The following is a 20,642-nucleotide window of genomic DNA, read 5'->3' as shown; positions in this document are numbered from 1 at the left end:
GTGCCCCCACTTCCATGATCGAATCCATTCGCGTCCTCTTCGTGACCGCCAATCCCAACCTGGCGGAGCAGGTCATCAGCAGCATCCGGTCGCGTGGCTGCGCGGTTCGCCCGGAGCAGGTCGATGACGGCGAGGGCCTGACCGCGGCGCTGCGGGAAACCCGCTTCGAGGTCGTCGTCTTCACCGAACCCGGGCTGAATCTGGCGCGCAGCGACGTGGATGCGGCCCTGCAGTCCAGCGGCCGGCGCACTCCCCTGGTCCTGATGACGGAACGCCCGGAGGAGGAACGCCTGCCCGACTACGAGGCCGGTGTATTCGCCGTGGTGGACCATCAGCTGGTGGAGCTCACCGCGATCCTGACCCTGCGTGCGGCCGACTCGCTGCATCTGCGCCAGAAGATCAAGCGCCTGGAAAACTCGCTGCAGGAGTCCGAGCGGCGCAGCCAGCTGCTGCTGGACAACTCGCGCGACGCCATCGCCTACATCCATGACGGCATGCATGTGTACGCCAACGCCTCCTGGCGCGAACGCTTCGGCGTTGACGATCCCGACGACATCGAGGGCCTGCCGCTGATGGATCTGGTCGCGCCGGACAGCCGCGACGACCTCAAGCGCTTCCTGCGCAGCTACCAGGAGGGCAGCGAGGAGGCCATGGCGCAACGTTTCCAGTTGCGCACGATGGACGGCGAGGCCTTCGAGGCGGAGCTGCACCTGTCCTCCACGACCGTGGAAGGCGAGGCCGCGACCCAGGTCCAGCTCAGCTCCGGCGAAGACAAGGAGCTGGCGCAGAAGATCGACTATCTGTCACAGCGCGACCTGGTCACCGGCCTGTACAACCGGCAGTACTTCCAGGACGCCATCGAAACCACGCGCACGCGGGCCGCGGAAACCGAAAAGCCCTTCGCCCTGCTGACCGTGGCGGTGGACCATTTCCCCGAAATCCGCGCCAACGCCGGGATGTCCGGGGCCGACCTGATGCTGGCCGACGTCGGCCAGATCATCGAGAGCCATTTCCCGGAAACCGCGGTGGTCGCACGACTGGAGGCCGAACGCTTCGGTGTGCTGCTGCCCGAAGCCCAGCAGGCCGCCGCGGAAGAACGCCTGGATGCACTGCAGGAGGCCATCGCCTCGCGGGTGTTCGAGGTGGGCACGCTGTCCACCCATGGCAGCGTTTCGGCCGGCGGGGTCATCGCCGACGAGACCGCGCCGGATACCGAGGAACTGCTGGCGCAGACCGACCGTGCACTGGAAGACGCGGTGAAGGCCGGTGGCGGCACCCATCGATTCTACCGTCCCGCCGAGGGCGAGCTGACCCAGGCGCAGCTGGATCAGCAATGGAAGAACCGCATCCTCGAGGCGTTGGAAGAGAACCGTCTGGAGCTGCGCTATCAGCCGGTGGTCAACCTGCACGGCGCCGACCGGCCGCGCTACAGCGTGTTCGTACGCCTGCTGGACGCCGACGGCACGGTACACGAGCCGGTGGAATTCCTGCCCAGTGCCGAACGCACCGAAGTGGCGACCCGGATCGACCGCTGGATCCTGCGCCACGCCCTGGCGGTGCTGGCCCGGCAGCTGAAGAAGGACTCGCGCACGCAGTTCTTCCTCAAGCTGACCAACGGTTCGCTGGGCGACCCGTCCGTCCTGACCTGGCTGAACGGCGATCTGCACGCCCTGCGCATCCCCGCGGACAACGTGGTGGTGGAACTCAAGGAACCGACCATCGTCACCCATCTCAAGCCGGCGATGAACGTGGGCCGCGGGCTGAAGGAAATGCACGGTCACCTGTGCGTGGACGATTTCGGCAACGGCCTCAAGCCGTTCCAGCTGCTGCAGCACCTGGATGCCGACCACATCAAGCTGGACGCCTCGTTCGTCAAGAACCTCGCCGAAAGCGAGGAAAACCAGGAGACGATCCGCGAATATACCGAGGCCGCCCACGCCAAGGGCAAGCAGGTCATCGTCCCCCACATCGAGGACGCCTCGGCGCTGGCCGTGCTGTACGGCCTGAACGTCAACCTGGTGCAGGGCTTCTTCCTGCAGGCCCCGATGCCCGAGCCGGACTTCGACTTCGAGTCCGTCTGACGCGCTCGGGGCCGGCTCCCGGCCCTATTTCGACCAGAACTTCAAGTCGTCGAAGAACGAGCGGACCCCGTCGAAGAAGGAGTGTTCCTTGGGGCTGTGCTTGGTGCCGCCGGCCCGGGTCTCTTCTTCGAATTCCTGCAGCAGTTCCTTCTGCCGTTTGGTCAGGTTGACCGGCGTCTCCACCACCACGCGACAGATCAGGTCACCCACGCCGCCGCCGTGCACCGATTTCACGCCCTTGCCGCTGACCCGGAACTGCTTGCCGCTCTGGGTCTCCGGCGGGATCTTGAGGTTCACCCGGCCGTCCAGCGCCGGCACCTCCAGCTCGCCGCCCAGCGCGGCGGTGGCGAAGGAAATCGGGACCTCGCAGTGCAGGTCGTTGCCATCGCGGCGGAACAGCTGGTGCGGCTTGACCCGCACCTGCACGTAGAGGTCCCCCGGCGGGCCGCCGTTGAGGCCCGCCTCGCCCTGTCCGGACAGGCGGATGCGGTCGCCGGTGTCCACTCCGGCAGGGACCTTGACGTCCAGGGTGCTCTGCTCCTGCACCCGGCCCTGACCGCCGCAGGCCTTGCAGGGCGTAGGGATGATACGTCCGCTGCCGTGGCAGCGCGGGCAGGTCTGCTGCACCGAGAAGAATCCCTGCTGGATGCGCACCTGCCCCATGCCATTACAGGTCGGGCAGGTTTCGGTGGAGGTGCCCGGTTCCGCGCCCGAGCCGTCACAGGCCTCGCAGCTGCTGGTCGTGGGAATGCGGATCTGCACCTCCGTGCCGAACACGGCTTCCTCCAGCGTCAGCTCGAGGTTGTACTGCAGATCGGAGCCGCGGTAGGCACGCTGCCCGCCGCGACCGCCGCCGCCACCAAAGATGTCGCCGAAGATGTCCTCGAAGATGTCGCTGAAGTTGGACCCTCCGGCACCGCCGCCGAAGCCGCCGGCGGCCGAACCGTCCACGCCGGCGTGGCCGTAGCGGTCGTAGGCCGCCCGTTTCTGGTCGTCGCTGAGGACGTCGTGGGCCTCGCGGGCCTCCTTGAAACGGGCCTCGGCATCTTCATCCCCGGGGTTGCGGTCGGGGTGATACTTCATCGCCAGACGGCGAAAGGCCTTCTTGATGTCGGCGGCGGAGGCGTCCTTCGACACCCCCAGCACCTCGTAGTAATCGCGTTTTGCCATGATCGTTTTCCTGCGGATGGTCCGGGGCGTTCAGCCGTTGCCGGGAACGAAAGCGCCCGGGTTCGCGCATGCGCGGGCCCGGGCGTGGTGGCTGGCAAGGGAAACCGGCCGGCGCGTGGCCGGCCGGCCACGGCCGATCAGCCGTCCTTCTTGTCGTTGTCGTCGACTTCCTCGAACTCGGCGTCGACCACGTCGTCGCCCTGCTGCTGGCCACCGGCTTCCCCGGAGGCATCGGCCGCCCCGGCGTCACCGCCCTGCTGCGCGTAGGCCTTCTCGGCGATCTTGCCGGAGGCTTCGGTCAGCTTCTGCGTGGCCTGCTCGATGGCCTCGGCGTCGTCGCCTTCCATCGCGGTCTTGACCTCGCTCACCGCCGACTCGATCTCGGAGCGTTCCTCGTCGGAGACCTGATCGCCCAGATCACTGAGCGACTTCTCGGCGGAGTGCACCATGGCATCGGCCTGGTTGCGCGCCTGCACCAGCTGCTGGAACTTCTTGTCCTCTTCGGCATGGGCCTCGGCGTCCTTGACCATCTGCTCGACTTCGTCCTCGGACAGGCCGGAGGAGGCCTTGATGACGATCTTGTTCTCCTTGCCGGTCGCCTTGTCCTTGGCCGAGACGTTCAGGATGCCGTTGGAGTCGATGTCGAAGGTGACCTCGATCTGCGGCACGCCGCGCGGCGCCGCCGGGATGTCCTGCAGGTCGAAGCGGCCCAGCGACTTGTTGGCGCTGGCCATGTCGCGCTCGCCCTGCAGCACGTGCACGGTCACCGCGGTCTGGTTGTCTTCGGCGGTGGAGAACACCTGCTGCGCCCGGGTCGGGATGGTGGTGTTCTTCTCGATCAGCTTGGTCATCACGCCGCCCATGGTCTCGATGCCCAGCGACAGCGGGGTCACGTCCAGCAGCAGCACGTCCTTGACGTCGCCGCCCAGCACGCCGGCCTGCACCGCGGCGCCGACCGCAACCGCCTCGTCCGGGTTCACGTCCTTGCGCGCATCCTTGCCGAAGAAGCCGGAGACCGCTTCCTGCACCTTGGGCATGCGGGTCTGACCGCCGACCAGGATCACGTCGTCCACCTCGGAGGCGGACAGGCCGGCGTCCTTCAGCGCGACCTTGCAGGGCTCGATGGAGCGCTGGATCAGGTCCTCGACCAGGCTCTCCAGTTTGGCCCGGGTGACCTTGATCGCCAGGTGCTTGGGCCCGGTATTGTCGGCCGTGATGTACGGCAGGTTGACCTCGGTCTGCTGCGCGGAGGACAGCTCGATCTTCGCCTTTTCGGCGGCCTCCTTCACGCGCTGCATGGCCAGCGGATCGCCCTTGATGTCGATGCCCTGGTCCTTCTTGAACTCGTCGGCCAGGTAGTCGATCAGGCGATTGTCGAAGTCCTCGCCACCGAGGAAGGTATCGCCGTTGGTCGCCAGCACCTCGAACTGGTGCTCGCCGTCCACCTCGGCGATCTCGATGATCGAGATGTCGAAGGTACCACCGCCCAGGTCGTACACCGCGATCTTGCGGTCACCGCGCTGCTTGTCCATGCCGTAGGCCAGCGAGGCGGCCGTCGGCTCGTTGATGATGCGCTTGACCTCCAGCCCGGCGATCTTGCCGGCGTCCTTGGTCGCCTGGCGCTGCGAGTCGTTGAAGTAGGCCGGCACGGTGATGACCGCTTCGGTCACCTCTTCCCCGAGGTAATCCTCGGCGGTCTTCTTCATCTTCTGCAGCACGCGCGCGGAGATCTCCGGCGGGGCCATCTTCTTGCCCTGCACCTCGACCCAGGCGTCACCGTTGTCGGCCTTGACGATGCTGTAGGAGACGAGGTCGATGTCCTTCTGCACTTCGCCCTCGTCAAACTTGCGGCCGATCAGGCGCTTGGCCGCAAAGATGGTGTTGTGCGGGTTGGTCACCGCCTGGCGTTTGGCGGCCTGGCCGACCAGCACCTCGCCATCTTCACTGAACGCGACGATGGATGGCGTGGTGCGCGCGCCCTCGGCGTTCTCGATGACCTTGGCCTGGTCGCCTTCCATCACGGCGACGCAGGAGTTGGTGGTCCCGAGGTCGATTCCGATCATCTTGCCCATGGCTGAATTCTCCTGAAATTGAAAGTTCGCGGCACAGGGGACGCCCCTGCCCGTTTGTACGGTGATCTGGGGGCCGTGGCGGCCTTTTCAACCGCCCCGGCCGGAATTCGTGACCGGCGAGTGGTCAGGCGTTCTCGTCGATGCCCGGGGAACTGGGCGCCTTCGAGACCATGACCATCGCCGGACGCAGGACCCGGTCCTGCAGCATGTAACCCTTCTGCATGGTCGCGACCACGGTGTTCGGCGGCTGCTCGGGATCCTCCTGCATCGACATCGCCTGATGGCGCTCCGGATCGAAACGCTCGCCGGTGGGCTCCTCGGCCTGGATGCCGAACTTGTCGAAGACCTTGTGCAGGTTCTTGAGGGTCAGGTCCACGCCCTCGATGACGCGGTCCACGTCCTGCGACTCGCGCGCGGCCTGCAGCCCCATCTCCAGGGAATCACAGACCTCCAGCATCTCGGAGGCGAATTTCTCCATCGCATACTTGTGCGCGTTCTCCAGCTCGCGTTCGAAGCGCCGGCGCTGGTTCTCCAGCTCGGCCTGCGCGCGCAGGGCCTGGTCGCGCCGCTCCTCGGCCAGCGCCTCCAGCTCCTGGATGCGATCGGCCTCGCCGGCCGCCGCGGCCGCTTCCTGTTCCTCGGGGGAGGGCGACTCCTGCGCTTCGTTTTCGGGGGTTTCCCGGGATTCCGGCTGTTCGGACATGCTTCCCTCGCGTTCGTATCGAGTGTTGTTCGGACGGGCGCCGCCTGTCGCCGGCGCACAAGCAGGAAGGCGGGGCTCGCGGCCCCGCCTTCGCGGTGTTTACTGGGAGTCTGGGGATTCCCCGCGCACATTCAAGGCCGAGCCCAGCAATCGTGCGGTGACGTCCACGATGGGCACGACCCGGTCGTAGGACATGCGCGTCGGGCCGATCACACCCAGCACACCCACCACCTCGCCTTCCACGCTGTAGGGCGCGGTCACCACCGAGCAGTTCTCGAACCAGTCGAGACCCGACTCGCGGCCGATGAAGATCTGCACCCGGTCGCCGCGGATGCACTGGTCGAGGATGCCGAGGATCTCGCGCTTCTCGTTGAACGCTTCCAGCAGCTGCCGCAGGCGCTCCATGTCGGAAAGCTCCTCGTAGCCCAGCAGCTGGGTCTGGCCGGCCACGACGACATCGTCGGGGTCCTCGTCGCCCAGCGCCTGTTCGCCCAGGTCGATGGCGGCCAGCATCTGCGCGTCCAGGTCGTCGCGCACCTCGCGCATTTCCCGCAGGAGTTCGGCGCGCACCGTATGCAGGCTCTTCCCCGCGAGATGCGCGTTGAGATAATTGGCCATGCGCTGCAGGTCGTCCTGACTGAAGTCCCGCTCCAGTTCGAGGACGCGATTCTGCACCTCGCGGCCGTCGATCACCAGGATCGCCAGCACCCGGCCCTCGCCCAGCCGCAGGAACTCGATCTGCGACAACGCGACGTTGCGATGCCGCGGCAGCCGCACCATCCCGGCCATGCGCGTTACCTGGGACAGCACGCTGCTGGCGCTGTCCAGCAGGTCCTGGGTGGAGGCGCCGGGATCGAAGCGCGATTCGATCGCATCGATCTGCTCGCGACTGGGCTTGCGCACCTCCAGCAGGCTGTCGACGAACAGCCGGTAGCCGGCGGTGGTCGGAACCCGCCCGGCCGAGGTGTGCGGCGCCTGGATCAGGCCACGATCCTCGAGATCGGCCATCACGTTGCGCACCGTCGCGGCGCTCACCTTGAGGCCCGAGGCGCGCGCGAGGTTGCGGGACCCCACCGGCTGACCATCGCTGATATAGCTCTCGATCAGCGTCCGCAGCAGGGTCCGCTCGCGGGCATCCAGCTGAATCGACGAGTCGTTCATGTTTCTGTCAGCGCTCCTTCCGGACGAGTGCCACAACCGTCCAAGTGTTCGGGGACCGCGCCCCGCCGTCAAGCGGCCGCGTGCAGGACCGCCCCGTTTTCCGGATAATGCCGGCATGATGCCAGAGTTCAAGACCGTCGGCCTGATCGGCAAGGCCAACGACCCGCGCACCGCTCCGCTGGTGGAGCGGCTGGTACAGCTGCTGTGCGAGCGCGAGCGACACATACTGATGGAGGCCGACATCGAGGGCTTCCAGCGCCCGGCCGACGTACCGATCCGGCCGGTCGGCGAGCTGGCGCGCGAAGCCGACCTGCTGATCGTGATCGGCGGCGACGGCACCCTGCTGGCGACCGCCCGGGTCACCGCCGGGATCGGCACGCCGCTGCTGGGGATCAATCTCGGCCGCCTGGGCTTCCTGGTCGACGTATCCCCCGATACCGCGCCGGAGGAACTGGGGGAGGTCCTGGACGGCGCCTACGTGCTGGAACCGCGCTCCATGCTGGAGGCCGAAGTGGTGCGCGACGGCGTGACCGTGCACACCGGGGTCGCGGTCAACGACGCCGTGCTGCACGTACTCAGCGTGGTGCGCATCATCGAGTTCGACACCACCATCGATGGCGTGGACGTCGGGCGCCTGCGTGCCGACGGACTGGTGGTTGCCACGCCCACCGGCTCCACCGCCTACGCCCTGTCGGCCGGCGGCCCCATCCTCACCCCGCAGATGGACGGCATGGTGATCGTCCCGGTCGCGCCGCACAGCCTGAACCACCGCCCGCTGGTGGTGGGCGGTGATTCGGTCATCGAGATCCAGCTGTCCCCCGACAGCCGCTCGCCGGCACAGGTCGCGCTGGACGGTCAGGAGAACGTCGACTTCGGGCCCGGCGACCGCCTGCGCATCCGCCGCCGCGAATACGGCATGACCCTGATCCACCCGCACAATCACCAGTTCCTGCGCATGCTGCGTTCCAAGCTGCGCTGGGGAGAACAGCCCTGACATGCTGCGCCTGATCCACATCCGCGATTTCGCCATCGTCGACGAACTCGAACTCGAGCTCGACGACGGCCTCAACGCGCTGACCGGCGAGACCGGCGCCGGCAAGTCCATCCTGGTTGACGTGGTCGGCCTGCTGCTGGGCGACCGCGCCGACGCCTCCATGGTGCGCGAGGGTGCCGAACAGGCCGAGCTGGGCGCCGAATGCGAACTGCCGGACAACAGCCCGGCGCATGCCTGGCTAACCGAGGCCGGTCTGGCCGGCGAGGACGGCGACCCGCTCCTGCTGCGCCGCGTGCTGACGCGCCAGGGCAAGAGCCGCGCCTGGATCAACGGGCGCCCCGCAACCGTTACCCAGCTGCGGGAACTGGGCCAGTGGCTGGTCGACATCCACGGGCAGCATGCCCATCAGCAGCTGCTCGGGCGCGATACCCAGCGGGCCTGGCTGGACGGCTTTGTCGAGGCGCCCCTGTGCCATGCGGTGTCTACCGCCTTCCAGCAATGGCGCGAGGCCCGCAGCGCCCTGGAAAAGGCCCGTGCGGAGCTGGCCGAAGCCGGTGACCGGCTGGACCTGCTGCGCTTTCAGACCGGCGAACTGGCCGAACTGGCGCCGGAACCCGACGAATACCCCGAGCTCTCCACCGAACAGAGCCGGCTGGCGCACGGCACCGAGGTCCTGCAGGCCCTCCAGGCCGCCGACGCCACCATCGGCGAGGACAACGGGCTGGATGCCCTGCTCGGCCAGATGCTGCACCGGCTGCAGGAGGCGGCCCGCCATGACGACCGCCTGCAGCCCGGGATCGAGCTGCTGGAGTCGGCCCGCATCCAGATCGACGAGGCCGGGGACACCCTGCGCCGGCTGGCCGAGGACATCGACCCCGACCCGCAGCGCCTGGCGGAGCTGGATGCGCGACTGGGGGAGTACCTGCGTCTGGCGCGCAAGCACCGGGTCGAACCGGAGGAACTGCCCGGCCTGCACCGGCGCCTGATGGACGAACTGGAGCATCTGGAATCCGGGGACCGCACGGTGGAAGAACTGGAAACCCGAGCCACGCAGGCGCGTTCCGCGCTGGAAGACGCCGCGGCGGAACTCACCCGCGCACGCGAGCAGGCCGCGCGGCGCATCGAGACCGCTGTCACCGAGACCATGCAGGAACTGGGCATGGCCGGCGGACGTTTCGAGATCGCCGTGGAACCCGACGACGAACTGCGCGCCCATGGCGCCGACCGGGTGGAATTCCGCGTCGCCGCCAACCCCGGCCAGACCCCGCAGCCGCTGGCCCGGGTGGCATCGGGCGGCGAACTGTCGCGTATCGGCCTGGCCCTGCAGGTGCTCGCGAGCCAGCAACAGACCGTGCCCACCCTGATCTTCGACGAGGTCGATTCGGGCATCAGCGGCGCGGTGGCCGAGGTCGTCGGGCGCAAGCTGCGGCGGCTGGGGGAACGCCACCAGGTGCTGTGCGTCACCCATCTCGCGCAGGTCGCCGCACAGGCCCATCATCAGCTGGAAGTGGCCAAGACCACGGCCGAGGATCACACCCGCACCGGCATCCGGCGTCTCGATCACGAAGACCGGGTAGACGCCCTGGCCCGCCTGATCGGCGGCAGTGCCCTCACCGAGAGCAGCCGCGCCCACGCACGGGAGCTGCTGGAAACGCCCGGGGACTGAGACGACTCCCCCGGCGAAGTCCGGTGGGGAGAGGGTTCAGGCGGGGCGGCGGGGGCAGGCCTCGTCGTTGCAGTCGCCGTACAGCACCAGGGCATGATCCCGGATCGAAAACCCGTAGTCCGAGGCGATCTGCTGCTGACGCTGTTCGATGGTCTCGTCGTAGAACTCCTCGACCCGCCCGCACTGGTTGCAGACGATGTGGTCGTGGTGGCCGCCGCGCTCCAGCTCGAACACCGCCTGGTTGCCCTCCAGATGGAGCCGGCAGACCAGGCCGGCGGCCTCGAACTGCGTAAGCACGCGATACACCGTGGCCAGGCCGATCTCCTCGCCGGAATCCAGCAGCTCGCGGTAGATCGCCTCGGCCGTGAGATGCCGCGTCTCCGACTGATCCAGGATCTCCAGGATCTTCATCCGCGGCAGCGTGACTTTCAGACCGGCCTTCTTGAGATTGCTCGTTTCCATGCACGATCCCTGCATCGCGTCGGGCTCCGGGCATTGAGAGCCACCGGATGCTTTGGTGTACCATGCGCGTTTCCAGACTCGTTCAAGGTCCCGCGCGCTCGATGTACAAGATTCTCATTACTATCGCGGTCGCCGCAAGCACGCTTACCGCGTGCAGTGGCTTTAACCAGTTCCGTCTCGACGTGCAGCAGGGCAACGTGATCGACGCCACCGACGTGGCGCGAGTCCAGCCCGGCATGACGCCCGGCCAGGTGCGTTTCCTGCTGGGGACGCCGCAACTGGACGCGGCCTTCAAGAGCGAGGACCGCTGGGACTATGTCTATTACCGGCGTCCGGGGATCGGCCCCACCGAACGCCAGCGCGTGAGCGTGTATTTCCAGGACGGCGTGGTCGCCTACATCGACTCCGACGTGCCGCAGCCGGTCGCCCTGGAGGACCACCCGGTGGACATGGACGACTGAGGGAGACGGGCGGGCCGCGTCACCGGGGTCACGCCTCCCCGCCCTTTTCTTTCGTCTTGCCCTTGCCGGCACGCTGGCGCCGCACCTCTTTCGGGTCGGCGATCAGCGGGCGGTAAATCTCCACCCGGTCGCGCGGCCGCAGCACGGTATCGCGGCGGGTAATCTTGCCGAAGATACCGACCTTCGCGTTGTCCAGATCGATCTCCGGAAACTGCCGGTCGATCTCGGACTGGCGCAGCGCCTGCTCCACGGTCGTGCCGGGCGGGACCTCCAGCGACAGGATCACCTGGCGGTCGGGCCGCGCATAGGCGACCTCGACCGTCATCGGCCCCTCGCCACCATCGTCTGCCTCAGCCATTCCCGTGCACCTCCTGCGCGCGGCGGACGAAGGCGTCCACCAGGGAATTGGCGATCTGGTGGAACACCGGACCGATCGCAAACGACATCAGCCGGCTGGCGAACTCGAATTCCAGCTCCAGCGAGATGCGCGTGCCGCCGCCCTCCAGCTCGGTGAAGCGCCAGGTGCCGTGCAGGCGCTGGAACGGCCCCTTCACCAGACGGATGTCGATGGACTCCGGCCGCCGCAGGGTGTTGCGGGTGGTGAACGACTTGTGCAGCGCCCCCTTGGCGAGCTCGATCGTGCCCTCCACCTGGTTCTCGCTGCGGTTGCGTGCGGACGCGCTGCGACAGCCCGGCAGGAATTCCGGGTAAGAGTCGATGTCGTCCACCAGGTCGAACATCTGCTCGCGCGAATACGGCACGTCGGCCGAACGCTGGATCTTCGAGCCCATCAGATCAGCTCCACCGCACGCAGGAACACCAGCAGGATCGCGACCGGCGCGACGAAGCGCACCAGGAAGTACCACAGCCCGAACAGGACCGGCGAGCGCATCGCCAGCTCCGCACTCACCGACCCGCGGGTCATGCGCCAGCCGGCGAACAGCGCGATCAGGAATCCGCCCAGCGGCAGCAGGATGTTCGCGGTCAGGTAGTCGAGGAAATCGAGCACGCCCATGTCGAACAGGGTGTAGTCCGACCAGACGTTGAGCGACAGCAGCGCCGCGATCCCCAGGGTCCAGGCCGCGATCGCCAGCACCGTGGTCGCAGCCACCCGCGTCATGCCCACGGTTTCCACCAGCCAGGCCACCGCCGGCTCGGCGATCGAGATCGCCGAGGTCCAGGCCGCGAAGCTCAACAGGATGAAGAACACCGTGCCGAAGATCAGCCCGCCGGGCATCTCGCCGAAGGCCAGCGGCAGGGTCACGAAGATCAGCCCCGGCCCCTCGCCCGGCGACAGCCCGGCGCCCAGCACGATCGGGAAGATCGCCAGCCCGGCCACGATCGCGACCAGGGTATCCGCCCCCACGACCACCCCGGCGGTGCGCGGGATGGAGGCGTCGCTCTGCAGATAGCTGCCGTAGATCATGATTGCGCCCATGCCCAGGCTCAGGGTAAAGAAGGCCTGCCCCATGGCCAGCAGCACCGCGTTAGCGGACAACTCGGAGAAGTCCGGCGCCAGCATGAACGCCAGACCCTCGGCGAAGTTGCCCTGCACCACCGCATAGCCGACCATCACCAGCAGCATCACGAACAGCAGCGGCATCAGGATGGTCACGGCCTTCTCCAGCCCCGACTGCACCCCGCGCGCAACCACGATGCCCACCATCACCATGAAGATGGTGTGCCAGGCCAGCAGCGCCTCGGGGGAGGCCAGCATGCCGTCGAACATCGCCTCGGACCCCCCGGCGTCCAGGCCGACAAAGCCGCCGGCCCCGCTCTTAAAGATATACGACAGGGCCCAGCCCGCGACCACCGAATAGAACGACAGGATCAGGAAGCCGGTCACCACGCCGATCCAGCCGATCGAGACCCAGCCGACCGAGACCCCTTCCTCGCGCGACAGGCTGGTCATGGTGTTGATCGGTGACTGGCGCCCGCGCCGGCCGAGCATGATCTCGGCGATCATCACCGGCAGGCCGATGAGCAATATGCAGCCCAGATACACCAGCACGAAGGCGCCACCGCCGTTCTCGCCGGCGATGTAGGGAAAACGCCAGATGTTCCCGAGCCCGACGGCCGAGCCCGTCGCCGCGAGGATGAAGGCCAGGCGGGTGGTCCATTGACCATGGATCGATGCGGTGGGTGGCATGCGGATCTCCGTGTTTTTGCCCGTGGATTGTGAGCCAAGGCCGGCCGGCACTCAACTGAGTGCCGGTCCATGGATGCCCGCCGTTGACGCCTGGAGTACACTCCGCCCCCATGGGCAAGAAGAAGAAAACCGCCGGAGACGGCTCCAGTACCATCGCGCTCAACCGCCGCGCGCGTCACGACTACCACATCGAGGACCGGCTGGAAGCCGGGCTGGCCCTCGAGGGCTGGGAGGTCAAGTCGCTGCGGGCCGGCCGCGCACAGATCAGCGAAGCCTATGTCCTGCTGCGCAACGGCGAGGCATACCTGTTCGGCGCCCATTTCACTCCGTTGCCCACCGCCTCCACGCACATCAATCCGGATCCGAGCCGCACGCGCAAGCTCCTGCTGCACCGCTCCGAGATCAACCGACTGATTGGTGCGGTGGAACGCCGCGGCTTCACCCTGGTCCCGCTGGCCCTGTACTGGAAACGCGGCCGGGCCAAAGTGGAGATCGGCCTGGCCAAGGGCAAGAAGGCCTACGACAAGCGCGCCGACAAGAAGGAAAAGGACTGGCAGCGCGAACGCGCGCGCATCATGAAGAACGGCTGATGCGGGCTCACTCGCGGGCCGCGCGCCAGCGACAGGCACCCCCGGCCGCCTCGTCCAGCACCGCCAGCAGCTCGGCATGGGCGGCCGCCTCTTCCGCCGACGGCTCCACGACCGGCAGGGGCTGCCCCGAACGCCGTGCCCGCGCCGGCGCCTGATCCCCCGTATCCTGCTCGCTGTCGCTGTCCAGGGTCAGGCTCACCTGCCCGCCGGTCATCGCCAGATAGACATCGGCCAGCAGCTCCGCGTCCAGCAGCGCGCCGTGCAGCGTCCGGTCCGAGGCATCCACCCCGTAGCGCTTGCACAGCGCGTCCAGCGAATTGCGGCTGCCCGGATGCATGCGCCGCGCCAGCACCAGCGAATCCAGCACCCCGCAGATCTCGCCGATGGAGCCCGCCGGCGCCTGGTCGCCCAGCAGCGCCAGCTCGTGATCGAGAAAGCCGATGTCGAACGGGGCGTTGTGAATCACCAGTTCCGCCCCGCGCACGAATTCCACGAATTCCCCTGCCAGGTCGGCGAAACGCGGCTTGTCCGCGAGAAACTCGTTGTCGATCCCGTGCACCGCCACCGCACCGGCATCGATCTCCCGGTCCGGCTGGATGTAGTGATGCCACACCCGGCCGGTCGGCCGGCGATTGTCCACCTCCAGACAGCCGATCTCGATGATGCGGTGCCCGTCCGCCGGTTCCAGGCCGGTGGTCTCGGTGTCCAGCACGATCTGGCGCATGTTGCGTCCTCTTCGATTCGGTCGTCCCGCGGATGGCTCAGCTGGCCGCCCCGCTCACGAGTTCGTCGATGCCGGCATTCGCCAGCTCGTCGGCGCGCTCGTTCTCCGGGTGCCCGCTGTGGCCGCGGACCCAGTACCACTCGATGGAATGGCGCGCCGCCTGGGCATCCAGCGCTTCCCACAGGTCCCGGTTTTTCACCGGCTGGCCGCTGGCCGAGCGCCAGTTGCGCCGTTTCCAGCCGGGCAGCCATTCGGTCACGCCCTGCTTCACGTACCTGGAATCGGTGACCAGCTCCACCCGACAGGGCCGCTGCAGGGTCTCCAGCGCGCGGATGGCCGCGGTCAGCTCCATGCGGTTGTTGGTGGTCTCGGCCTCGCTGCCGTACAGCTCGCGCTCGTGCCCGCGGTAGCGCAGCACCGCCCCCCAGCCGCCGGGACCGGGGTTGCCGCGGCAGGCGCCGTCGGTATAGATGTACACCCGCTCGTCGTCATCATTCATTGCCGTCCCTCGTTCGGCCGCGTTCGCCGGCGCATGATACGCGCGAAACGGCCGCGCCGGGAGCACCCGTCGGCGGCGCGAAGCGCAGCGCACGTGCCGGCCGCAGGGGCTCCTCCACCCGCTTGTGCGCGATGGTCAGAATGACCCCGGCCAGCGGGGGAAGTCCACGCAGAGCCCAGCGGTCCAGGCGTGCCAGCCGGCGCTGCCAGGCCACCGGCAGGCCGGGCGGCAGCACGCTGAGGTTCCATTGCTCCAGCACTTCCAGGCCGGCGGCCGCCAGCATCCCCCGATAGCGTACGCTGCGCAGTCCCTCGGGCAGCGGGGACGGGCGCAGCCCGGCTTCCGGATCACCGTGCAGCCGGTTGGCCTCCAGCATGAACAGATGCCCCTCGGGCTCCAGCACCCGGGCGGCCTCGTTGACCACCACCTGCGGCTCCGGACTCCAGCTGCAGGGATGGCCCAGCACGATGATCCGTGCCCCGGCGGATTCCAGCGCCCAGGCCTCCGGATCGATCCGGACCTGCGCCCCCGGATCCGCCACGCGCAGCACCCGTGCCTGATCCGGGGCGTCGGGATCCATCAACGGCGCCGGCGCCAGCTCCACCGCGACGTTCAGCGGGCTCCCGGTCGCGTGGCGGCGCATGCGGTCCAGCAGGCGCGCGCGCACCCGCTGGCCCTGAGGCTGGGCATACCACCGGGCGAGGCAATCGCGTGCGCGTGCTTGGTGCTCCGGGTTGGCTGGTTTATCCTTCGTCCCCATGAAACTTCGATGCCCCGCTGTCCCCGTTCGCCCGCTGGCCCTCGCCGTTACCGTGGCCCTGTTCTCCGGTTGTAGCCTACACGACCGCGAGCGGTCACTGGATACCGCCGACACCGGTACCGGGAGTCCGGCCGAGGCGCGTACGCCACAGGCGCGCACCTACGACACCGAAGACGTCGAATCCGCCATGCAGCGCCAGGCCGAGAAGGCGGAAAAGCGTGCCGCCGAAACCGACGACCTGTGGGAACGTGCCCGGCTGAACTACGGTTTCAGCGACGAACTCGACCACGATCGCGTCCAGCGTTATCTCGACCATTATCGCGATCAGCCGCGGATCATCGAACTCTCCACGCGGCGGGCCGAACCCTTCGCCTATTTTATCCTGTCGGAGCTCGAGGCTCGCGACATGCCGGCGGAACTCCTGCTGCTCCCCATCGTGGAGAGCGGCTATGCCCCGGAAGCCACCTCCAGCGGACGTGCCGCCGGGATCTGGCAGTTCATACCGTCCACCGGGGATCATTTCGACCTGCACCGCGACGACTGGTACGACGGCCGGCGCGACGTCTACCAGTCGACCCTGGCGGCACTCGACTATCTCGAATACCTGCATTCGCGCTTCGACGACTGGTACCTCGCCCTGGCCGCCTACAACTGGGGCCAGGGCAATGTCCGCCGGGCGATGGACGCCAATGCCGCGCAGGGCCGCGACACCGACTACTGGAGCCTCGACCTGCCGGCCGAACCGCATGCCTACGTGCCCCGCCTGCTGGCCCTGCGCGAGCTGTTCCGCGCGCCGGATGAACACGGCGTGACCCTGACCCCGGTGGCCAACGAACCGGCGCTCGAGATCGTCCGCCCGGAGCGCCAGGCGGATCTGGCCCTGGTCGCGGACATGGCCGAGCTGGACCCGGCCGAGCTGGAACGCCTGAACCCCGGCTACCACCGGCATGCCACGCATCCCGAACATGCGCGGCACCTGTTCGTGCCGGCCGAAGCCGCGGACCGCCTGGAAACCGCGCTGGCGGAACACGGCGACGATCCGCTACTGCGTTTCCGCGAATACACCGTGCGCGCGGGCGACAACCTCGGCCGTATCGCGCGCGACGCCGGCACCGAGGTCGCGGTCGTGCGGCAGATGAACGATCTCAATGGCGACCTGATTCGCGCAGGCCAGACCCTGCGCCTGCCGGTGGGCGGGGACGACGCCGGGGCCGCCACGGCCGTCGCCGAGGCCGGCGATGCGGATTCACTGACGGAATACGAAGTCCGCCGCGGCGACAGCCTCTGGACCATCAGCCAGTCCACCGGCATGAGCCTGAGCGAACTGCGGCGGGTCAACGACCTCGGGCGCGACACCACCCTGCAGCCCGGGGATGTACTGCAGGTCGCGGCGGCACACGGCGATGAAGGCACGGTGCACTACGAGGTCCGCCCGGGGGATTCGCTGTCCGGCATCGCCCGGCGCTTCGAGGTCTCGGTGGAAGACGTGCGGCGCTGGAACGGCCTTAACGGCGACCGCATCCGCGCCGGCGAGACCCTGGTCCTGCACATCGATCACGACGACGCGACCGTCGCCCGCGCGGACACCTGACGCGCTGGCCCGACCCGGGGCACATCGGTATGATCCCGGGAACACGCGTCCGCGACGCCAATCGCATCAAACCAGCAAGGAGAGTTTCATGGGCTTTCTCACCGGCAAGCGCGCCCTGGTCGTCGGGGTCGCCAGCAACCGTTCCATCGCCTATGGCATCGCCGCGGCGCTGCACCGGGAGGGCGCGGAGCTGGCCTTCACCTATCAGAACGAACGGATGCGCGACCGCGTGGAAAAACTGGTCGCCGATTTCGACTCGGACATCCTGATTCCCTGCAACGTCGAGAGCGACGAAGAGATCGAACAGGTCTTCGAACACCTGGACGACTACTGGGACGGCGTCGACATTCTGGTTCACTCCGTGGCCTATGCGCCCAAGGAGGAACTGGACGGCGATTTCCTCGACAACATGACGCGCGACGGCTTTCGCACCGCGCATGATGTCAGCTCCTACTCGCTGGCGGCCTTCGCCAAGGCCGGACGCGCGATGATGAAGGATCGCGATGCCTCCATCCTGACGCTCAGCTACCTGGGCGCCCAGCGATCCATGCCCAACTACAACGTGATGGGTCTGGCGAAGGCGAGCCTCGAAGCGAATGTCCGCTATCTGGCCTACACCCTCGGTCCGGAGGGCACCCGCGTGAACGCCGTCTCCGCCGGCCCCATCCGCACCCTCGCGGCATCCGGGATCGGGGATTTCAAGCGCATCCTCGACCATGTCGAGAGCAACGCCCCGCTGCGGCGCAACGTCACCATTGATCAGGTTGGCAATGCCGGGGCGTTCCTGTGCTCCGACCTGGCCTCCGGAATCACCGGCGAGGTGATGTACGTCGACTCCGGTTACAACACCGTCGGCCTCGGCCAGCACGAGATCGGCCTCGACAGCTAGGCCACAAGCGGCGGCCTGCCGGCCGCCGGGTCTCTGAACCGAGAAAGGCCCGGCCAGTCATCTGGCCGGGCCTTTTTTTGTGCGCGGCCGGGCGGCCTGATACCGCCCGGCTCTTTCTCTACTCCCTCTTCCCTCTACTCCAGGTTCTCCGGAAAACGCTGAATATCGGCCTCGGACTCCAGCCACGCCAGATAGGCACGCATCTCGGCACCGCCGTAGGCGTTGCGCAGCTGGTCGCGGGCCTGCTGGCGCAGAGCCGGATCCTCCTGCATGCCCCCGGCCTGCACCGCCTCCAGGGCCACCACGGCAAAGTCACCGCCGGACAGCGTCAGGCCCGACAGCCGCGGCCCGTCCTCTCCGGGTGCGGCCAGACGGAACACCGGTGCCACCAGGCCGTCCGGCACGTCACCGTCGCGGGTATCCCGGCGCAGCTCGCGCGAGCGCGTCCAGCTGCCCTCGTCTTCGATGGCAGCCGCCCAGTCGTCCGCCTCGCGCAGGTCTTCCAGCAGGGCCTCGCCGGCTTCGCGCGCCGCCTCGGCGGCCGCTTCGGCCTGCAGCCGGGCCCGAATCTCGTCCTCGACCTCGGCCAGCGGACGCAGCTCCGCCTCTTCCCGTTCGGCCACGCGCAGCACGATCGTCGAGCCATCATCAAGATCCAGGGCATCGCTGTTCTCTCCGCGCTCGCGCACCCGCTCGCCAAAGGCCGCATCGCGCACGGAACGCGAGTCCGCGATGCCGCTGCCCGAGTCGCGGGTGAACCAGTCGGTCGTGCGGATCTCCAGCCCGGTCGCCTCGGCCGCGGGCTCCAGACTTTCCGGGAACTCGACGCTCAGCGACATCAGGTCGTCCAGCGCATCGATCTGCATCTGCTCGGCACGCCGGTCACGCAGGTCGGATTCCACGTCGTCACGCACCTGCTCCAGCGGCTGTGCGCGGGCATCCTCGATCGCAGTCACCTGGATGATGTACCAGCCCTGATCGGTCCGCACCGGCTGGCTCACCATCCCCTCGGGCAGACTGAAGATCACCGTCTCCAGGGTCGACGATCCCAGATCCCCGCGGGCCAGCTCACCCATGCGCCCGCCCCGCGGCGCGCTCAGGGAATCCTCGGAGTATTCCTCGGCCAGCTCCGCAAAATCTTCGCCGTCCTCGATCCGCTGATGCAGCTCGCCAATCCGTGCCTCGGCGTCGTCCTCGTCCGCCAGGCGGATGACCCGGACATCGCGCAGTTCCGGTTCCTCGTAACGCGACCGGTTGGCGCGGTAGTGCTCCACGATGTCTTCCTCGCTCAGCTCGACGGCCTCTTCCAGCGATGCCGGGTCGAGCTGAAGGTACTCCACCCGCAGACGCTCTGCGGTCGTGAACTCCTCCGGATTCGCTTCGTAGTAGGCCTGAACGGCGTCCTCGTCCACCACGCCGGGGCGATCGAAATCCTCCGCCGCGAACACCCGCCAGCTCACCGTCCGCACCTGATTGCGCAGCGCGGCGTACTCGTCCACCAGGCCTTCGTCGAAGCGACCCGACTCGCGGATGCCCGTCTGGATCTGCGACATCACCAGCGAGCGACCGATGTCATCCTCGAAATCCGCGGGACTGATGCGCTGGGCCGACAACAGCTGGGAATAGCGCTCGGGACTGAACTGTCCGCCCTCCTGAAACACCGGCATCGCGCGGATCTCGCGGCGCACCGATTCGCTGGCGGCGGTAAACCCGAGATCACCGGCCGCCTGACGCAACAGGGTCTCGCGAATCAGGCTTTCCAGCGCCTGCAGCCGAATCCCCTCGTCGTCGAATTCGTCCGGGATCTCGCCGCCGAACATGCGACGGAGTTCATCCCGCTGGGCACGCGCCTCCTGATGCACGGACCGGGTATCGATGTCCACGCCGTTGACCTCGGCAGCCACGATGTCGCCGGCTCCGCCGAAGTATTCGCCCACGCCCCACAGGGCGAAGGGGACCGCGATCAGGCCGATGATTACGTAGGCGAGCCAGCCGGTCGCCCGATCTCGAATTGCTTGCAGCATGCTGGTTTTGTCCGTTCGGGTTCAGCAGGAAAAACAGATCAATGGTAGCAGGCGCGTCCTCCGCCGTCTGTCGGACACACCAACAAAAAAGGCGCCCCGGAGGGCGCCTTTCGAAATATGGCGGAGCGGACGGGACTCGAACCCGCGACCCCCGGCGTGACAGGCCGGTATTCTAACCAACTGAACTACCGCTCCGTATTCTTTTCAGCGCAGCCGCATCGAGCAGGTCTGCGCCTGGTGGGTGCTGACGGATTCGAACCGCCGACATTCGCCTTGTAAGGGCGACGCTCTACCAACTGAGCTAAGCACCCGGTAAAGCTCTTTAGTTTACCCGATCCTTCAACGCTTTGCCAGCCTTGAAACCGGGCGTTTTCGACGCGGCGATCTGGATCGTCTCGCCGGTGCGCGGGTTGCGCCCCGTGCGCGCCTCACGTTCGCGGACGAGGAACGTCCCGAAGCCAACCAATGATACCTGATCACCCTTGGCAAGGGAATCCCCGATTACGCTGACCATGGCATCGACCACCTTGCCGGCCTGAGCCTTGGGAACATCGGCTTCCGCGGCGATCGCGTCGATCAATTCGGATTTATTCATGAAACAGTTCCTTATCGTTTTGGTGACTCGGGCGTGCAGCCGGCAGGGCCA

At 67.6% G+C, this 20,642-nt stretch carries 20 protein-coding genes and 2 tRNA genes; 7 read left to right on the top strand and 15 right to left on the bottom strand.

Features of this window, described 5'->3' with window-relative positions; all coding sequences use genetic code 11:
- Nucleotides 1-14: 14 nt before the first annotated feature.
- Nucleotides 15-2,081: an EAL domain-containing protein gene (locus tag F787_RS0103680; RefSeq protein WP_028491343.1), complete on the top strand. Its 2,067-nt coding sequence runs from the start codon at nt 15-17 to the stop codon at nt 2,079-2,081.
- A gap of 24 nt (nt 2,082-2,105) precedes the next feature.
- Here the strand turns inward: F787_RS0103680 and dnaJ are convergent, their stop codons facing one another.
- The 4 genes from dnaJ to hrcA form a co-directional block, all read right to left on the bottom strand.
- Nucleotides 2,106-3,251: a molecular chaperone DnaJ gene (gene dnaJ / locus F787_RS0103675; protein ID WP_028491342.1), complete on the bottom strand. Its 1,146-nt coding sequence runs from the start codon at nt 3,249-3,251 to the stop codon at nt 2,106-2,108.
- 137 nt (nt 3,252-3,388) lie between these two features.
- Entirely contained in the window at nt 3,389-5,323 is a 1,935-nt protein-coding gene (gene dnaK / locus F787_RS0103670; protein WP_028491341.1) for a molecular chaperone DnaK, read from the bottom strand.
- 124 nt (nt 5,324-5,447) lie between these two features.
- Nucleotides 5,448-6,026: a nucleotide exchange factor GrpE gene (gene grpE / locus F787_RS0103665; protein ID WP_018869988.1), complete on the bottom strand. Its 579-nt coding sequence runs from the start codon at nt 6,024-6,026 to the stop codon at nt 5,448-5,450.
- Between the two features lie 99 nt (nt 6,027-6,125).
- A complete protein-coding gene (gene hrcA / locus F787_RS0103660) occupies nt 6,126-7,187 on the bottom strand; it encodes a heat-inducible transcriptional repressor HrcA (RefSeq protein WP_018869989.1) in 1,062 nt (353 codons plus the stop codon).
- 115 nt (nt 7,188-7,302) lie between these two features.
- Here hrcA and F787_RS0103655 point away from each other — a divergent pair, with 115 nt between their 5' ends.
- Together F787_RS0103655 and recN are read left to right on the top strand one after the other, a co-directional pair.
- On the top strand, nt 7,303-8,181 hold the full coding sequence (locus F787_RS0103655; RefSeq protein WP_028491340.1) for an NAD(+) kinase: 879 nt from the start codon (nt 7,303-7,305) through the stop codon (nt 8,179-8,181).
- A gap of 1 nt (nt 8,182) precedes the next feature.
- The gene (gene recN, locus F787_RS0103650) at nt 8,183-9,847 is read left to right on the top strand and encodes a DNA repair protein RecN (protein ID WP_028491339.1); all 1,665 of its coding nucleotides are present in this window, start codon (nt 8,183-8,185) and stop codon (nt 9,845-9,847) included.
- A gap of 36 nt (nt 9,848-9,883) precedes the next feature.
- On the opposite strand, the gene fur is transcribed toward recN, so the two are convergent.
- Nucleotides 9,884-10,309: a ferric iron uptake transcriptional regulator gene (fur, locus tag F787_RS0103645; RefSeq protein ID WP_018869992.1), complete on the bottom strand. Its 426-nt coding sequence runs from the start codon at nt 10,307-10,309 to the stop codon at nt 9,884-9,886.
- 101 nt (nt 10,310-10,410) lie between these two features.
- Here fur and F787_RS0103640 point away from each other — a divergent pair, with 101 nt between their 5' ends.
- Nucleotides 10,411-10,770, top strand: coding sequence for an outer membrane protein assembly factor BamE (locus F787_RS0103640; protein WP_018869993.1), 360 nt, complete (start codon nt 10,411-10,413; stop codon nt 10,768-10,770).
- 28 nt (nt 10,771-10,798) lie between these two features.
- Here the strand turns inward: F787_RS0103640 and F787_RS0103635 are convergent, their stop codons facing one another.
- The 3 genes from F787_RS0103635 to F787_RS0103625 are packed head-to-tail and all read right to left on the bottom strand — an operon-like array spanning nt 10,799 to nt 12,919.
- Nucleotides 10,799-11,128, bottom strand: a complete 330-nt coding sequence (locus tag F787_RS0103635; RefSeq protein ID WP_018869994.1) for an RnfH family protein — start codon at nt 11,126-11,128, stop codon at nt 10,799-10,801.
- Complete coding sequence (locus tag F787_RS0103630; RefSeq protein WP_018869995.1) at nt 11,121-11,561, bottom strand: type II toxin-antitoxin system RatA family toxin; 441 nt, start codon at nt 11,559-11,561, stop codon at nt 11,121-11,123. Before F787_RS0103630 ends, F787_RS0103635 begins: the two co-directional genes overlap by 8 nt.
- Entirely contained in the window at nt 11,561-12,919 is a 1,359-nt protein-coding gene (locus F787_RS0103625; RefSeq protein WP_028491338.1) for a sodium-dependent transporter, read from the bottom strand. Before F787_RS0103625 ends, F787_RS0103630 begins: the two co-directional genes overlap by 1 nt.
- Nucleotides 12,920-13,029: 110 nt before the next feature.
- On the opposite strand from F787_RS0103625, the gene smpB reads away from it, so the two are divergent.
- A complete protein-coding gene (gene smpB / locus F787_RS0103620; RefSeq protein WP_018869997.1) occupies nt 13,030-13,509 on the top strand; it encodes an SsrA-binding protein SmpB in 480 nt (159 codons plus the stop codon).
- Nucleotides 13,510-13,516: 7 nt separating this feature from the next.
- Here the strand turns inward: smpB and dnaQ are convergent, their stop codons facing one another.
- The 3 genes from dnaQ to F787_RS0103605 are packed head-to-tail and all read right to left on the bottom strand — an operon-like array spanning nt 13,517 to nt 15,399.
- Nucleotides 13,517-14,233 (bottom strand): DNA polymerase III subunit epsilon, encoded by a 717-nt coding sequence (gene dnaQ, locus F787_RS0103615; protein WP_018869998.1) that lies wholly within the window; start codon nt 14,231-14,233, stop codon nt 13,517-13,519.
- Nucleotides 14,234-14,270: 37 nt separating this feature from the next.
- On the bottom strand, nt 14,271-14,732 hold the full coding sequence (gene rnhA / locus F787_RS0103610) for a ribonuclease HI (RefSeq protein WP_028491337.1): 462 nt from the start codon (nt 14,730-14,732) through the stop codon (nt 14,271-14,273).
- The gene (locus tag F787_RS0103605; RefSeq protein ID WP_028491336.1) at nt 14,725-15,399 is read right to left on the bottom strand and encodes a hypothetical protein; all 675 of its coding nucleotides are present in this window, start codon (nt 15,397-15,399) and stop codon (nt 14,725-14,727) included. Before F787_RS0103605 ends, rnhA begins: the two co-directional genes overlap by 8 nt.
- Nucleotides 15,400-15,490: 91 nt before the next feature.
- Here F787_RS0103605 and F787_RS0103600 point away from each other — a divergent pair, with 91 nt between their 5' ends.
- Together F787_RS0103600 and F787_RS0103595 are read left to right on the top strand one after the other, a co-directional pair.
- Complete coding sequence (locus F787_RS0103600) at nt 15,491-17,083, top strand: LysM peptidoglycan-binding domain-containing protein (protein WP_051245989.1); 1,593 nt, start codon at nt 15,491-15,493, stop codon at nt 17,081-17,083.
- Nucleotides 17,084-17,171: 88 nt separating this feature from the next.
- Nucleotides 17,172-17,972, top strand: coding sequence for an enoyl-ACP reductase (locus F787_RS0103595; RefSeq protein ID WP_018870002.1), 801 nt, complete (start codon nt 17,172-17,174; stop codon nt 17,970-17,972).
- Between the two features lie 134 nt (nt 17,973-18,106).
- On the opposite strand, the gene F787_RS0103590 is transcribed toward F787_RS0103595, so the two are convergent.
- The 4 genes from F787_RS0103590 to F787_RS0103575 all read right to left on the bottom strand — a co-directional run bounded on the left by F787_RS0103590 (nt 18,107) and on the right by F787_RS0103575 (nt 20,606).
- Nucleotides 18,107-19,996 carry a SurA N-terminal domain-containing protein gene (locus F787_RS0103590; RefSeq protein WP_028491334.1) on the bottom strand — a complete coding sequence of 630 codons (1,890 nt, stop codon included), beginning with the start codon at nt 19,994-19,996 and terminating at the stop codon, nt 18,107-18,109.
- A gap of 118 nt (nt 19,997-20,114) precedes the next feature.
- A tRNA-Asp gene (locus F787_RS0103585) sits at nt 20,115-20,191 on the bottom strand.
- A 40-nt stretch (nt 20,192-20,231) separates the two neighbouring features.
- Nucleotides 20,232-20,307: transfer RNA gene (locus tag F787_RS0103580), tRNA-Val, on the bottom strand.
- A gap of 11 nt (nt 20,308-20,318) precedes the next feature.
- A complete protein-coding gene (locus F787_RS0103575; protein ID WP_255325677.1) occupies nt 20,319-20,606 on the bottom strand; it encodes an HU family DNA-binding protein in 288 nt (95 codons plus the stop codon).
- Nucleotides 20,607-20,642: the final 36 nt, after the last annotated feature.

It is taken from the genome of Thioalkalivibrio sp. ALE19, from assembly GCF_000428605.1.
Classification (GTDB): domain Bacteria; phylum Pseudomonadota; class Gammaproteobacteria; order Ectothiorhodospirales; family Ectothiorhodospiraceae; genus Thioalkalivibrio.
This window is presented reverse-complemented; position numbering and strand designations above follow the sequence as displayed.